Genomic DNA, 16,571 nt, shown 5'->3' with positions numbered 1-16,571 from the left:
GGTGCTGCCGCGCCGGTCAGGCGAGTCCGAGTTCGCGGTCGATCAGGTCGAACATCTCGTCGTCGGTGGTGCCGTCGAGTCCGGTGTCCGGGTCGGCGGCGGCGTCGGCCGGTTCCGCCGCGCCGTCGTCGAGCCGCCACTGGAGGCTCTTGAGGCGGCTGAGCAGCCGGGCGCGGGAGTCCGGGTCGAGCTCGGCGGCGGAGAGCGCGGCCTCCAAGCCGTCCAGTTCGGCGAAGACGGGCCGCTCCGGTGCCGTGGCGCCGGCCGGTGCACCGGTCGGTGCGCCGAGCAGTTCGCGCAGCCGGCCGGCCAGGGCGACGGGTGACGGGTGGTCGAAGATCGTGGTGGTGGGCAGCCGCAGCCCGAGTTCGGCGTTCAGCCGGTTGCGCAGTTCGACGGCGGCCAGCGAGGACATCCCGTGGTCGAGGAAGCCCCGTTCCGGTTCGACCGCCTCGGGGGTGGCGTGGCCGAGGACGGCGGCCAGGTGGCCGACGACCAGGCCCTGGAGCAGCTGCTCCTGCTGGGCGGCGCCGAGCCCGGCGAGCCGGTCCAGGACGCCCCGCTCGCCGGTGGCCGCCGCGGTGGCGGCGGCCGTGCGCCGGACGGTGGCGCGCCGGGGCAGCAGGTCGGCGAAGAGCGGCGGTGCGCCGGCCGTGGCCAGGGCGTGCCGGTCGAGCCGGACGGCCGCCAGGTGCGGGCGGGGCACGGTGCTCGCGGCGTCGAGCAGGGCGAGGCCCTGGGCGGCCGGGAGCGGCAGCATGCCGGAGCGGGCGAAGCGGGCGATGTCCACGGCGTCCAGGGTGGACGTCATCGCACTCGATTCTCCCCAGTATCCCCAGCCGAGCGAGACGGCCGGCCGGCCCTCGGCTCGGCGGCGGTGGGCCAGGGCGTCCAGGAAGGCGTTGGCGGCGGCGTAGTTGGCCTGGGCCGGTCCGCCGGCGGTGGCGGCGAAGGAGGAGAACAGCACGAAGGCGGACAGGTCCAGGTGGGCGGTCGCCCGGTGCAGGTGCCAGGCCGCGTCGGCCTTGGGGCGCAGCACGTCGGTGAGCTGCCGGTCGGTCAGGTTGGCGAGCAGGCCGTCGTGCAGGACGCCTGCGGCGTGCACGACCCCGGTGAGCGGGTGCTCGGCCGGGACGGTGGCGAGCAGGGCGGTCAGGGCGGCCGGGTCGGCGGTGTCGCAGGCGGCGAGGGTGACGGTGGCGCCGAGGGCGGTGAGCTGCTCGCTCAACTCCCGTGCCCCGGGGGCCTGGTCGCCGCGCCGGCTGGTGAGCAGCAGGTGGCGGACGCCGTGTGCGGTGACCAGGTGGCGGGCGACCAGGGCGCCGAGGGTGCCGGTGCCGCCGGTGATCAGGACGGTGCCGTCCGGGGTCCAGGACCACACGGGGAGCTCGGAGGACACCGGCAGCGGGCGCAGCCGGGGGGCGGTCGGTTCGCCGCGCCGGAGGGCGAGCCGGGGCTCGTCGGGGACGGCCAGGGCGGCGGGCAGGGCGGCCGCGGAGGCCGGGTCGTCGTCGAGGTCGAGCAGCAGGAAGCGGCCGGGCTCCTCGGACTGGGCGGAGCGGATCAGTCCGTGCACGGCGGCCTGGGCGAGCGCGGTGACGTCCTCGTCGGGGGTGGTGGCTTCGGCGCCCCGGGTGAGCAGGGCGAGCCGGGAGCCGGCCAGCCGGGGTTCGGCGAGCCAGTCGCGGGCGAGGCGGTGGGCGGCCCGGACGGCCTGGTGGGTGGCGGTGACGGGGTCGTCGCCGTCGACGGCGGTGAGGCGGGTGAGGACGGTGTCGGGGGCGGGCTCGCCGGCGTCCAGGGCGGCGGTGAGGGCGGCCAGGTCGGCGTAGCGGGGGAAGCCCGGCACGTCGTCCGGTCCCAGGACCGCGACGCTCCCCTGCGGTGCGCCGGGGGTCACGGGGAGCCACTCGACCGCGTACAGGGGGTCGGTCGCCGGGCCGAGGTCGTCGGCGGCGATCGGGCGGACGGTGACGGCCTCGGCGGTGAGCACGGGGGCGCCGTCGGCGTCGACGGCGCTGAGCGCGTGGCTGCCGTCGGGGCCCGGGGTGAGCCGGACCCGGAGCAGGGCGGCGCCGGTGGCGTGCAGGGTGACGCCGCGCCAGTCCGCGGTGGCCGCGGCGCCGTCCCGGGTGGCGGCCAACAGGCCCTGGAGCAGGGCGGGGTGGAGGCGGAAGCCAACCGCCTCGGCCCGGTGCTCCTCGGGCAGGGCGACCTCGGCGTACAGCTCGTCGCCGTGCTGCCGGAGCGCCCGGACGGTGCGGAAGCGCTCGCCGTGGTCCGCCGGCTCGACGTCCAGCGGCAGGGCGTCCTCGGACGGCCAGTCGCCCAGCGGCGTGCCGGCGACCCTGCCGGTCGTGAGGGTGCCGGTGGCGTGCCGGGTCCACGGGGTGTCGGCGGGCGCGTCCGTCGGGCGGGCGTGGACGGTGAGCGGCCGTCGGCCCTCGCCGTCGGCCGGGTCGACGGTGAGCTGGAGGTCGAGGGTGCCGTGCTCGGGCAGGACCAGCGGGTCGTGCGCGGTGAGTTCGGCGACGGTCGGGCAGCCGACCTCGTCGCCGGCCCGGACGGCCCAGTCCAGCAGGGCCGTGGCGGGGACGACGGCGGCGCCGCGGACCCGGTGGTCGGCGGTCCACGGGTGGGTCGCGGTGCCGATCCGGCCGGTGAGCAGCACGGTGTCGCCGCCCGCGAGGTGGACGGCGCGGTCGAGCCCGGACGGGTCGCTCGCCCCGGCGACGGCGGTGGACCGGTCGAGCCAGTAGCGGCGGCGCTGGAAGGCGTAGGTGGGCAGGTCCACCGGGCGGCCGCCGGCCAGGGCGGGGCTCCAGTCGATCCGCACCCCGTGCACGTGCGCCTCGGCGAGCGAGGTGAGCAGCCGGGCGGAGCCGCCGTCCTCGCGCCGGACGGTGCCGAGCACCACGGCCCGGGCGCCGGCGTCGGCGGCGGTGTCCTCGACGGCCATGGCCAGCACGGGGTGCGGGCTGCATTCGAGGAAGGCGTCGTGGCCCTGGGCGAGCAGGGCGCGCACGGACTCCTCCAGCCGGACGGTCCGGCGCAGGTTGCGGTACCAGTAGGCGGCGTCCAGCGGGGTGTCGCCGAGCCAGTCGGCGGTGACGGTGGAGAAGAACGGGATCCGGGCGGCCCGGGTGGTGATCCCGTCGAGTTCGGTGAGCAGGGTCCGCTCGATCCGCTCGACCTGGGCGGAGTGCGAGGCGTAGTCGACCGGGATCCGCTTGGCCCGTACGCCGTCGCGCTCGCAGTCGGCCAGCAGGTCGTCGAGGGCCTCGGGTTCGCCGGAGACGACGACTCCGGCGGGGCCGTTGGCGGCGGCGACCGAGATCCGGCCGCCGTACGGCTCGATCCGGGCCAGCACCTCGGTGTGGGCCTGCGGCACGGACACCATGCCGCCGTGGCCGGAGAGTTCGCGGGCGATGGCCTGGCTGCGCAGGGCGACCACCTTGGCGCCGTCCGCCAGGGAGAGCGCGCCGGCCACGCAGGCGGCGGCGATCTCGCCCTGGGAGTGGCCGAGGACGGCGGCGGGGGTGACGCCGTGGGCCTGCCAGCAGGCGGCCAGCGCGATCATGGTGGCCCAGAGCGCGGGTTGGGCGACGTCGACCCGGTCCAGTGCCGGGGCGTCGGGTGCGCCGCGCAGGACGGCGCTCAGCGACCAGTCCGTCCAGGGTGCCAGGGCCTGTTCGCAGGCGGTCACGGCGTCGGCGAACTCCGGCGAGCTGTCGAGGAGTTCGGCGCCCATGCCGATCCACTGGGAGCCCTGGCCGGGGAACAGCAGGACGGCCCGGCGGTCCCGCCCGGCGGCGTGCCGGCCGGTGACCACGCCCGGGGCGGGGGTGCCCTCAGCCAGGGCGGCCAGGGCGGCCCGCAGCTCCTCGGGGCCGGTGCCGATCACGGCGGCGCGGTGCTCCAGCAGGGCGCGCCGGGTGGCGAGCGAGTGGGCGAGGTCGAGCGGCGCGGGGGCGCCGGCGGCGTCGGGGTGCCCGAGGCGGTCCAGGTGGTCGAGCAGGGCGCGGGCCTGGCCGCGCAGCGCCTGGGCGCTGCGGGCGGAGAGCAGCCAGGGCGGCGTCACCGGCGCGTCGGCGACCGGCTCGGGAACGGAGGTCCCGGGGACGGACCGCTCGGGAACGGAGGTCCCGGGGACGGACGGCTCGGCGGCCGCTTCGAGCAGCACATGGGCGTTGGTGCCGCTGAGCCCGAAGGAGGAGACGCCGGCCCGGCGCGGCCGTCCGGTCTCCGGCCAGCGGCGCGCCTCGGTGAGCAGTTCCACCGCGCCCTGCGACCAGTCCACATGGCTGGTGGGCCGGTCGATGTGCAGGCTCGGCGGGAGTTCGCCGTGCCGCAGCGCCAGGACCGTCCGGATCACCCCGGCGACCCCGGCGGCGGCCTGGGTGTGGCCCAGGTTGGACTTCACCGAGCCCAGCAGCAGCGGGAGTTCACGCTGCTGCCCGTAGACGGCCAGCAGCGCCTGGGCCTCGATCGGGTCGCCCAGCCTCGTCCCGGTGCCGTGCGCCTCGACGGCGTCCACCTCGGCGGGCGTCAGTCCGGCGTCGGCCAGGGCGGCCCGGATGACGCGCTGCTGGGCTGGGCCGTTGGGGGCGCTGAGCCCGTTGGAGGCGCCGTCCTGGTTGACGGCCGAGCCGCGCACCACCGCGAGCACCGGGTGCCCGTTGCGGCGGGCGTCGGAGAGCCGTTCGACCAGCAGCACGCCGACGCCCTCGGAGAAGCCGGTGCCGTCGGCGGCCTCGGCGAAGGGCTTGCAGCGGCCGTCGGCGGCCAGCCCGCGCTGGCGGGCGAAGTCGACCGGGATCATCGGGGTGGACATCACCGTGACGCCGCCGGCGAGGGCGAGGGTGCACTCGCCGCCGCGCAGCGCGCGCACGGCCAGGTGCAGTGCGACCAGCGAGGAGGAGCAGGCGGTGTCCACGGTGACCGCAGGGCCCTCCAGGCCGAGGGTGTAGGCGACCCGGCCGGAGACGACGCTGAAGGCGTTGCCGGTGCTGATGTACGGGGCGGCCTCCTCGGGGACGCGGGCAACCCGGTCGAGGTAGTCGCCGGAGGACAGGCCGGCGAACACCCCGGTGCGGCTGCCGCGCAGGGTGCCGGGGTCGATGCCGGCGCGTTCGATCGCCTCCCAGGAGGTCTCCAGCAGCAGGCGTTGCTGCGGGTCCATGGCGAGGGCCTCGTTGGGGCTGATGCCGAAGAAGTCGGCGTCGAACCCGGCGACGCCGTCCAGGAAGCCGCCCTCGCGGGTGCGCGAGGAGTCGGGGTGGTCGGGGATGCCGTCGTAGAGCCGGTCGAGGTCCCAGCCGCGGTCGGCGGGGAAGTCGGCGACGGCGTCGGTGCCGGTGGCCAGCAGGGTCCACAGCTCCTCGGGGGAGCTGACGGCGCCGGGGAAGCGGCAGGCCATCCCGACGATCGCGATCGGCTCGTCGGTGCCGACCGGCGCGGCGCCGGCCGCCGGGCCGGCGGCGTTCCCGGCGCCGAGGCCCTCGGCCAGGTGCTCGGCGAGCGCCCCGGGGGTGGGGTGGTCGAAGACCAGGGTGGCGGGCAGCCGCAGGCCGGTCGCGGTGTTGAGGCGGTTGCGCAGTTCGACGGCGGTCAGCGAGTCCAGGCCGAGGTCCCGGAACGGCCGTGCGGCGTCGACCTGTTCGGCCGAGCTGTGGCCGAGGACGGCCGCGGTGCAGCCGCTCACCAGATCGAGCAGCGCCGCGTGGCGGTCGGCCGGGGCGAGCGCCGCCAGCCGGGCGGGCAGCCCGTCGGCGGCCGGACCGCTCTGGGCGGTGCGGCGCACCCGGGTGCGGACCAGTTCGCGCAGCAGCGCCGGGAGTTCGGCCGGTCCGCGGCCGCGCAGCGCGGCGGTGTCCAGGCGGACGGGCACCAGCAGGGCGCGCCGGGCGGCGAGGGCGGCGTCGAACAGGGCGAGGCCGTCGGGGGTGCCGAGGGTGAGCGCGCCGGACTGCCGGGCGCGGGCGCGGTCGGTCGCGCCGAGGTGGGCGGTCATGGTGCTGGCCTGGGCCCACAGGCCCCAGGCCAGCGAGGTGGCGGGCAGTCCGTCGACCCGGCGGTGCTGGGCGAGGGCGTCGAGCCAGGCGTTGGCGGCCGCGTACGCGCCCTGGCCGGGTGAGCCGAACACGTTAGCGGCGGAGGAGAACAGCACGAAGTCGGCGAGGTCGAGGCCGCGGGTGAGCTCGTGCAGGTGGTGGGCCGCGTCGACCTTGGGCCGCAGCACGGCGGCGAGCCGGTCGGGGGTGAGGCCGTCCACCACGCCGTCGTCGAGGACGCCGGCGGCGTGCACCACGGCGGTCAGCGGGTGCTCGGCGGGCACGGCGGCGAGCAGGGCGGCGAGTGCGGCGCGGTCGGCGGTGTCGCAGCCGGCGACCGTGACCCGGGCCCCGAGGGCGGTCAGTTCCGCGCTCAACTCCCCCGCCCCGGGCGCCTGGAGGCCTCGACGGCCGACCAACAGCAGGTGCCGCACGCCGTGCCGGGTGACCAGGTGGCGGGCCAGCTCGGCGCCGAGGGTGCCGGTGCCGCCGGTGATCAGCACGGTGCCCTCCCGGCTCCAGGGGCGCGGCACGGTGAGCACGATCTTGCCGGTGTGCCGGGCCTGGGCCATGTACCGGAAGGCCTCCCGGGCCCGGGTGACGTCCCAGCAGGTGAGCGGGAGGGGCTGCAGCGCGCCCTGCTCGAACAGTTCGACCAGGTCGGCGAGCATCTGCCCGATCCGCTCCGGGCCGGCCTCCTGGAGTTCGAAGGCGCGGTAGCGGGCGCCGCCGTGGGCGGCGGCGACCTCCGCCGGGTCGCGGACGTCGGTCTTGCCCATCTCGATCAGCCGGCCGCCGGGGGCGAGCAGCCGCAGCGAGGCGTCGACGTACTCCCCCGCGAGGGAGTTGAGGACGACGTCCACGCCCGCGCCGCCGGTGGCGGTGCGGAAGCGGTCCTCGAAGTCCAGGGTGCGGGAGGAGGCGACGGCGCTGCCGGGCAGGCCGTCGGCGTGCAGCAGGTGCTGCTTGGCCTCGCTCGCGGTGCCGTACACCTCGGCGCCCCAGTGCCGGGCGAGCTGGACGGCGGCCATGCCGACGCCGCCGGTGGCGGCGTGGACCAGCAGGCGTTCGCCGGGCCGGAGCCCGGCCAGGTCGCGCAGCGCGTAGTAGGCGGTGAGGAAGACGACGGGGACGGCGGCGGCCCGGGCGAAGGTCCAGTCCTGCGGGACGCGGGCGAGCAGCCGGTGGTCGGTGACGGCGAGCGGGCCGAAGCCGCCCGGGACCATGCCCATCACCCGGTCGCCGACGGCGAGTCCGGTGACGCCCGGCCCGGTCTCGCGGACGATGCCGGCCGCCTCGGAGCCGAGGTGCCGGGCCCCGCCCGGGTACATGTCGAGGGCGTTGAGGACGTCGCGGAAGTTGAGGCCGGCGGCCCGGACCTCGATCCGGACCTGGCCCTCGGCGAGCGGTTCGGCGGCGTCCGGGCAGGGCAGCAGTTCGAGGTTGTCGACGGTGCCCTTGGTGCGGATGTCCAGGCGCCACGGGCCGTCCGGGACGGGCAGCGGCGCCGCGGTGTGGGCGCGGGCCAGCCGGGGGGCGTGGGCGGTGCCGTGGCGCAGGGCCAGCCGGGGTTCGCCGTCGGCCAGGGCGGTGGCGAGGGCGGCGGGCAGGGCGCGCCAGGAGGCGGGGTCGTCGTCCAGGTCGGCGAGCACGATCCGGCCGGGGTGCTCGTTCTGGGCGGAGCGGACCAGGCCGTGCACGGCGGCGGCGGGCAGGTCGTGGACGTGTTCGGCCGGGTCGACGGCGAGGGCTCGGCGGGTGACGACGAGCAGGGTGGCGTCCGCGTCCTCGGCGAGGTGGTCCCGCAGGACGGTGAGGGCGCGGTTCAGCGCGGCCTGCGGGTTCGGCCCCGTGGCCTGGTACAGCAGGACGTCGCCGCCGTCGGCCAGGGTCACCCCGGCCTCGGCGAGGGCGGCCGCCTGGACGGGCGGTTCGCCGAGGACGGTCCAGCGGGCGGCGGCCGGGGCCGCCGCGGGGGCGGGCAGGGCCGGCCAGTCCAGGTGGTGGAGCGCCTCGCGGGCCACCCGGGCGGCCGGGTCGAGGGCGGCCTCGCCGAGCGGGCGCACGGCGAGGGCCTCGACGGTGGCCACCGGCCGGTCGGCCGGGTCGGTCATCCGGACGGACACCGCGTCAGGCCCGGCCGGGGTGAGCGTCACCCGCAGCGCGGTGGCCCCGGTGGCGTGCAGGGTGACGCCGCTCCAGGCGAACGGCAGCCCGGGGCGGCCGCGCAGCGGGCCGAGTCCGGCCGGGTGGAGGGCGGCGTCGAGCAGGGCCGGGTGCAGGCCGTAGCGGGGGGCGTCGGGGCGGGCCGACCCGGGCAGCTCCACCTCGGCGTGGACGGCGTCGCCGAGCCGCCAGGCGGCGCGCACGCCCTGGAACACCGGGCCGTAGCCGTAGCCGTCCGCGCGCAGGGCCGGGTACCAGCCGTCGAGGTCGACCGGTTCGGCGCCGGCGGGCGGCCAGGCGGCGGGCGCCGGTTCGGGGTCGGCTCCGGCCGGGCCGACCCGGCCCTCGGCGTGCCGGGTCCAGGGCTCGGTGGCGTCCGCCTCCGCCGGGCGGGTGTGCACGGCGACCGGGCGCAGGCCGGTGTCGTCCGCGGCGCCGAGCTCGATCTGCACCTGGAGGGCGCCGCGTTCGGGCAGCAGGACGGGCGCGTGCAGGGTCAGTTCGTCGATCCGGCCGCAGCCGAGTTCGTCGCCGGCCCGCAGCACCGCCTCGACAAGCGCCGCGCCGGGGACGACCAGGGTGTCGGCGACGGTGTGGTCGGCGAGCCAGGGGTGGGTGTGCAGCGACCACCGGGCGGTGGCCAACAGGCCGCCGTCCCGGGCGAGTTCGACGGCGGCGCCGAGCAGCGGGTGTTCCGGTGCGGCCAGGCCGGCGGTGGTGACGTCGCCGCCGGTGGCGCCGGGGCGCGGCCAGTAGCGCTGCCGCTGGAAGGGGTAGGTCGGCAGTTCGACGGGCCGGGCCCGGGTGCCGGCGAAGCAGCGCTCCCAGTCCACCCGGGCGCCGTGCACCCGGGCCTCGGCCAGGGCGAGCAGGAAGCGGGCGGGCCCGCCCTCGTCGCGACGCAGGGTGCCGAGGGCGGCGGCGGGCAGGCCGCTGTCCTCGATGGTCTCCTGGAGGCCGGTGGTGACCACCGGGTGCGGGCTGACCTCGACGAACAGCCGGTGGCCGGCGTCCAGCAGGGCGCGGGTGGCCTGTTCGAACTCGACGGTCCGGCGCAGGTTGCGGTACCAGTAGGCGGCGTCGAGCTGGGAGGTGTCGATGAAGGTGCCGGTGACGGTGGAGCAGAACGGGATCTCGGCGGCGCGCGGGGTGATCGGGGCCAGCAGGTCGAGCAGCTCGCCTTCGATCCGCTCGACCTGGGCGGAGTGCGAGGCGTAGTCGACCGGGATGCGGCGGGCCCGGACTCCGGCGCGCTCGCAGCCGGCGAGCAGCTCGTCCAGGGCGTCGGGCTCGCCGGAGACCACCACCGAGCCGGGGCCGTTGACGGCGGCGACGGAGATCCGCTCGTCCCAGCGGGTCAGCCGCTCCCGCACGGCCGCGACCGGTTCGGCCACGGACACCATGCCGCCGAGTCCGGCGAGTTGCCGCAGCGCCCGGCTGCGCAGCGCGACCACCCGGGCGGCGTCGTCGAGCGAGAGCGCTCCGGCAACGCAGGCCGCCGCGATCTCGCCCTGGGAGTGGCCGAGCACGGCCGCCGGCCGGACGCCGTAGGAGCGCCACAGCTCGGCCAGCGACACCATGACGGCGAACAGCACCGGCTGCACCACCTCGACCCGGTCCAGGCCGGGGGCGTCGGCGGCGCCGCGCAGCACCTCGGTGGCCGACCAGCCGGTCCACGGCGCCAGCGCGGCCTCGCACTCGGCGAAGCGGCGGGCGAACTCCGGTGCGGTGTCGAGGAGTTCGAGGGCCATTCCGGCCCACTGGGAGCCCTGGCCGGGGAACACCAGGACCGGGTCGCCGTCGCCCGGGCTCCGGCCCTCCAGCACCCCGGGGACGGCCCGGCCCTCGGCCAGCGCGTCCAGGCCGTCCAGGAGTGCGGCCCGGTCGGGCGCGACCACGGCGGCCCGGTGCTCCAGGCTCGCGCGGGTGGTGGCGAGGGCGAGGGCGACATCGTCGGGGGCGGGTTCGGCGGCGCGCACCCGGGCGGCCAGTCGGCGGGCCTGCGCGCGCACCGCCTCGGGGGTGCGGGCGGACAGCAGCCAGGGCAACGGATGGGCGGGCAGCGGACGTTCGGGCGCGGAGTCCGCGGCGGGCTCCCCAGCAGGCTCCGACGCGGGCTCCCCAGCGGGCTCCGACGCGGGCTCGGGTGCCGCCTCCAGGATCACGTGGGCGTTGGTGCCGCTGACCCCGAAGGAGGAGACCCCGGCCCGGCGCGGCCGTCCGGTCGCGGGCCACGCCCGGGCCTCGGCCAGCGGTTCCACGGCGCCGGCGGTCCAGTCCACCTGCGGGGTCGGGGCGTCGATGTGCAGCGACTTCGGCAGCTCGCCGTGCCGCATCGCCAGCACGGTCTTGATCACCCCGGCGGCCCCGGCAGCGGCCTGGGTGTGGCCCAGGTTGGACTTCACCGAGCCCAGCAGCAGCGGGAGTTCACGGTCCTGGCCGTAGACGGCCAGCAGCGCCTGGGCCTCGATCGGGTCGCCGAGCCGGGTGCCGGTGCCGTGCGCCTCGACGGCGTCCACCTCGGCGGGCGTCAGCCCGGCGTCGGCCAGGGCGGCCCGGATCACGCGCTGCTGGGACGGGCCGTTCGGCGCGGTCAGGCCGTTGGAGGCACCGTCCTGGTTGACGGCGGAGCCGCGGATCACCGCGAGCACCGGGTGCCCGTTGCGGCGGGCGTCGGAGAGCCGCTCGACCAGCAGCACGCCGACGCCCTCGGCCCAGCCGGTGCCGTCGGCGGCCTCGGCGAAGGGCTTGCAGCGGCCGTCGGGGGCCAGGCCGCGCTGCCGGGAGAACTCGACGAACACCTGCGGGGTGGCCATCACCGTCACCCCGCCGGCCAGGGCGAGGGCGCACTCGCCGCGGCGCAGGGCCTGGGCGGCCAGGTGCAGGGCGACCAGCGAGGAGGAGCACGCGGTGTCGACGGTGACCGCCGGACCCTCCAGGCCGAGGGTGTAGGCGATCCGGCCGGACAGTACGCTCGCCGCGTTGCCGGTCATCACGTGCCCGGCCACACCCTCCCGGGCCGGGTCCAACAGCACCTGGTAGTCCTGGAAGTTGGAGCCGACGAACACGCCGGTCCGGGAGCCGCGCAGGGTCCCGGCGTCGATGCCGCCCCGCTCGACGGCCTCCCAGACGGTCTCCAGCAGCAGCCGCTGCTGCGGGTCCATGGCCAGCGCCTCGCGCGGCGAGATCCCGAAGAAGGCGGCGTCGAAGTCGGCGACACCGGTGACGAAGGCGCCCTCGGCGACGTAGCTGGTGCCCTCGTGGTCCGGATCCGGGTGGTGCAGCCGCTCGGTGTCCCAGCCGCGGTCGGCCGGGAACGGGCCCACCGCGTCCCGGCCCTCGGCGAGCAGCCGCCACAGGTCCTCCGGCGACTCCACCCCACCGGGGAGGCGGCAGGCCATCGCGACGATCGCGATCGGCTCGTCGGCGGCCGCCGAGGACGCCGGCCCGGACGCCAACCCGGACGCCGATTCCGCTGCCGCGCCCGCGAGTTCGGAGCACAGCCGGGCGGCCAGGGCGGTCGGCGTCGGGTGGTCGAACAGCAGGGTCGCGGGCAGCCGCAGACCGGTGGCGGCGGCGAGGCGGTTGCGCAGCTCGACGGCGGTCAGCGAGTCGAAGCCGAGGTCCCGGAACGCCCGGGCGGCGTCCACCGTGACCGGGCCGGTGTGCCCCAGCACGGCCGCCGCCTCGGTGCGGACCAGCTCCAACAGCAGCCGCTGCCGCTCGGCCGTCTCCCGGCCGGACAGCCGCTCGGCCAGCGGGGAACCGCCGGTGGCGCCGACGGCGGGGGCGGCGGGGGCGGCGGCCCGCCGGACCTCGGGCAGGTCGGCGATCAGCGCGCTCGGCCGGGCGGCGGTGAGCACGGGGGCGAGCGCGCTCCAGTCCACGTCGGCCACGGTCAGGCCGGACGCGCCCGAGCCGAGCGCGCGGACCAGCGCGGCCACGGCCCGGTCCGGGTCCATCGGGGTGAGCCCGCTGCGGCGCATCCGCCCGGTCAGGTCCGGGTTCTCCCCCGCCATGCCGCCGCCCGCCCACGGGCCCCAGGCGAGGCAGGTGGCGGGCAGGCCGGCGGCGCGGCGGTGCTCGGCCAGGGCGTCCAGATAGGCGTTGGCGGCCGCGTAGTTGGCCTGGCCGGGGTTGCCGAGGACGCCGGTGATCGAGGAGAACAGCACGAACAGGGCGAGGTCCTGGCCGGCCGTCAGCTCGTGGAGGTGCCGGGCCGGGAGGGCCTTGGCCCGCAGCACGGAGGCGAACCGCTCGACGGTCAGGCCCGCCAGCACGCCGTCGTCCAGCACCCCCGCCGCGTGCACCACCCCGGTCAGCGGCTGCTCGGCGGGCACGGCGGCCAGGACGGCGGCCAGCGCCTCCCGGTCGGCCGCGTCGCAGGCGACGACGGTGACCCGGGCGCCCAGCGCGGCCAGCTCCGCGCTCAACTCCGCCACGCCGGGCGCCTGCCGACCCCGGCGGCCGAGCAGCAGCAGGTGCTCGGCACCGGCGCCGGCCAGCCGGCGGGCGACATGGGCGCCCAGCGCGCCCGTCCCGCCGGTGATCAGGATCGTCCCGGCGGGCGCGGTCCAGTCGGGCCCGTCGGGCTGCGCGGGGGCGTGGGTCAGTCGACGGGCATGGGCGCCGGAGGCACGCAGGGCGAGCTGGTCCTCGGTCGTCCCGTCGGCCAGCAGGCCCGCCAGCCGGGCCGCCGTCCGGGCGTCGGCCGTCCCGGGCAGGTCGATCAGACCGCCCCAGCGCTGCGGGTGCTCCAGCGCGGCGACCCGCCCCAGGCCCCACAGCTGGGCCTGCTCCGGCCCGGGCACCCGGTCCGCGTCGTCGACGGCGACGGCGCCCCGGGTGAGGCACCAGAGCCGGGCCGGGCCGTCGGCCGCCTCCAGGGCGCGCAGCAGCTCGACGGTCGCCGACAGATGCCCGGGGACCGCGGGGAACTCCGGGTGCGGGCGGCCGTCGGCGGCGAGGAAGGAGAGGACCCCGGCGACCGGTTCGGCCGTGCCGTCGGCGAGCCGTGCGGCCACCGCGCCGACCCCGGCCACCGGCTCGGCCCGCAGGCCGCGCTCGGCCAGGGCGGCGAGGACGGCGGCGGGCCAGTCGGCCTCGCCGTCTTCCGCCCCTTCCGCCCCTTCCGGCAGGACGGCGAGCCAGCGCCCGGTCGGCACGGTGTCGGCGCGGCCGGACAGCGGCACCCAGCCGGTCCGGTAGGTCCAGGCGTCGAGGGCGTTCAGCAGCCGCCGCTGCCCGCGCCAGGAGGCCAGCACCGGGAGCAGACGGTCGAGCGAGGCCTCGGCGGCCTCCTCCGCGATCCCCAGCACCGCCGCGGCCTCCCGCAGCTCCCCGGCCTCGACGGCGGTCCAGAAGGACTCCTCGACCGGGTCGGCCGTGGTCGTGCCGGTGTCGCGCCGCTGGAGTTCGGGCAGCCAGTAGCGCTGCCGCTGGAAGGCGTAGGTGGGCAGTTCGATGCGGCGGGCCCCGGCACCGGCCGGCACCGCCGTCCAGTCCGGTCCGGCGCCGCGCACGTACAGCCGGGCGAGGGCGGCCAGCAGGGCGGGCTCCTCGGGGCGGTCCTTGCGGAGGGCGGCGACCAGGACCGGGTCGGCGACCGGGGCCGCGTCGGCGGGCAGGGATTCGGCCGCCATGGCGCTGAGCACGCCGTCGGGGCCGAGTTCGAGGAAGCGGGTGACGCCGGCGGCGTGGAGGGCGTGGATGCCGTCGGCGAAGCGGACGGTCTCGCGGACGTGGCGCACCCAGTACTCGGGCATCCGGAGGTCCTCGGCGATCCCGCCGGTGAGGTTGGACACGACGGGGATCGAAGGGGCCTGGTACGTCAGCCCGTTGAGGACGGTACGGAACTCGTCCAGCATCGGGTCCATCAGCGGCGAGTGGAAGGCGTGGGAGACGCGCAGCCGGGTGGTCTTCCGGTCGGCGAAGTGCGCCTCGACCGCCGCGACGGCCTGCTCCGCGCCCGAGACGACCACGGAGGTCGGGCCGTTGACGGCGGCTATGGAGACGAACTCGCCGAGCAGCGGCCGGACTTCCTCCTCGGTGGCCTGTACGGCGAGCATGGCCCCACCGGCGGGCAGGGCCTGCATCAACCGGCCCCGGGCCGCCACCAGGGTGCAGGCGTCCGCGAGCGAGAAGACGCCGGCCACGTGCGCCGCCGCGATCTCGCCGATCGAGTGCCCGGCCACGAACTCCGGCCGCACACCCAGCGATTCGACCAGCCGGAACAACGCCACCTCGACCGCGAACAGCCCCGCCTGGGCGAAGTCGGTCCGGTTCAACAGCTCCGCGTCCTCGCCCCACACCACCTCCCGCACCGGCAGCTCGAACCGCTCGCACACCGCGTCGAAGGCCGTCGCGAACACCGGGAACCTGGCATACAACTCCCGCCCCATCCCCAGCCGTTGCGAGCCCTGCCCGGAGAACAGGAACGCGGTCGCGCCCTTGTCCACCGCGCCCAAGACGACACCGGCTCCCGCGTCCCCACCCGCGAGGGCGTCCAGGGCGCGCAGCCGCTCCTCCGGGTCGGCGGCCAGGACGACCGCCCGGTGCCCCAGGGCCGCCCGGGTGGTCGCGAGCGAGTGGGCGACGTCCGCCGGGGCGAGCGGGCCGTGGCTCCGGAGGTGGGCGGCCAGCCGTCCGGCCTGGGCGTGCAGGGCGGTGGCGCTGTGCGCCGACAGCACCCAGGGCAGGACGGCCCCGGGCTCGTCCACCGTCGATCGCGACTCCCCGGGTTCCTCCGCGGGCTCCTCCACCGCCTCCAGCACCACGTGGGCATTGGTCCCGCTGACCCCGAAGGAGGACACTGCGGCCCGCCGGGGCCGGCCCTCGACGGCCGGCCACTCCCGGGCCTCGGCGAGCAGTTCGGCGGACCCGGCGGTCCAGTCCACGTGCGGGGTCGGCGCGTCGAGGTGGAGGGTGCGCGGCAGCAGGCCGTACCGCATGGCCAGCACCGTCTTGATCACCCCGGCCACCCCGGAGGCGGACTGGGTGTGCCCGGTGTTGGACTTCAACGCGCCGATCAGCACCGGCCGTTCACGGTTCTGACCGTAGGTGGCGAGCAGCGCCGCGGCCTCGATCGGGTCGCCGAGCCGGGTGCCGGTGCCGTGCGCCTCGACCACGTCGACCTCGCGCGCGGGCAGCCCGGCGTCGGCCAGGGCGGCCCGGATGACCCGCTGCTGGGACGGACCGTTCGGTGCGGTCAGGCCGTTGGAGGCGCCGTCCTGGTTCACCGCCGAGCCGCGGACCACGGCCAGCACCGGGTGCCCGTTGCGCCGGGCGTCCGAGAGCCGCTCGACCAGCAGCACGGCCGCGCCCTCGCCCCAGGCGGTCCCGTCGGCCGCCGCCGCGAACGGCTTGCACCGACCGTCGGCGGCCAGGCCGCCCTGGCGGGAGAACTCGGTGAACATCTGCGGGGTGGACATCACCGTCACCCCGCCGGCCAGGGCGAGCGAGCACTCCCCGCGGCGCAGCGACTGCACGGCCAGGTGCAGGGCGACCAGCGAGGAGGAGCAGGCGGTGTCCACGGTGAGGGCCGGGCCCTCCAGGCCGAGGACGTAGGAGATCCGGCCGGAAGCGATGCTGACGGTGTTGCCGGTGAGCAGGTGTCCGGCGGCCGCGTCGTCGACCCGCCCCCGGGCGGTGGCGGCGGCGGCACTGTCGTAGCCGCCGTGGCCGGCGCCGACGAACACCCCGGTCCGGGTGCCGTGCAGCGAGCCGGGGTCGATGCCGGCCCGTTCGACGGCCTCCCAGGCGGTCTCCAGCATCAGCCGCTGCTGCGGGTCCATGGCCAGCGCCTCGCGCGGCGAGATGCCGAAGAAGTCGGCGTCGAACTCCCCGGCATCGTGCAGGAATCCGCTCCGCCGGGCGGTGACCGAGCCCTCGGGGAGGTCCCAGCCGCGGTCCGCGGGGAAGTCGGAGACGGCGTCGACGCCGTCCCGGACCAGCTCCCACAGCTCCTCGGGCGAGGAGACCCCGCCCGGCAGCCGGCAGGCCATGCCGACCACGGCGATCGGTTCCCGCTGCTGCTCGGTCACCTCGTGCAGTTGCTCGCGGGTCTCCTGGAGATCCGCGATCGCCCGCTTCAGGTAGTCGCGGAGCTTGTCTTCGTTCGACATCGGGACGTCAGCCTCTCCGGGGGTCTGCCAGGAACACCGCGCCCGGGAGGGCCCTGCCGCGCGCCCGTCCGGGGCGCCGACCGCCGACACCTGACGTCAGGTCCGACCCGTGGCCCGCCCAGTCTCGCCACGCTCGGCCCCGGTTTTCCCTAGAGCCCCGAGCGGACCGACTCCGGACGCGGGCGGGCCCGGCACCCGCAGGTGCCGGGCCCGCCCCTGCCGGACCGCG

The 16,571-nt window shown here is 77.5% G+C and carries 1 protein-coding gene; it reads right to left on the bottom strand.

The annotated features are described in order from the left end of the window. Positions 1 to 16: 16 nt before the first annotated feature. Positions 17 to 16,342 carry a type I polyketide synthase gene (locus ABTZ03_RS16160; protein ID WP_350513591.1) on the bottom strand — a complete coding sequence of 5,442 codons (16,326 nt, stop codon included), beginning with the start codon at positions 16,340 to 16,342 and terminating at the stop codon, positions 17 to 19. Positions 16,343 to 16,571 lie beyond the last annotated feature (229 nt).

It is taken from the genome of Kitasatospora sp. NPDC096077 (assembly GCF_040303245.1).
GTDB lineage: Bacteria > Actinomycetota > Actinomycetes > Streptomycetales > Streptomycetaceae > Kitasatospora.
Note: the sequence above shows the minus strand (reverse complement) of the source record. Positions and strands in the feature narration are given on the sequence as shown.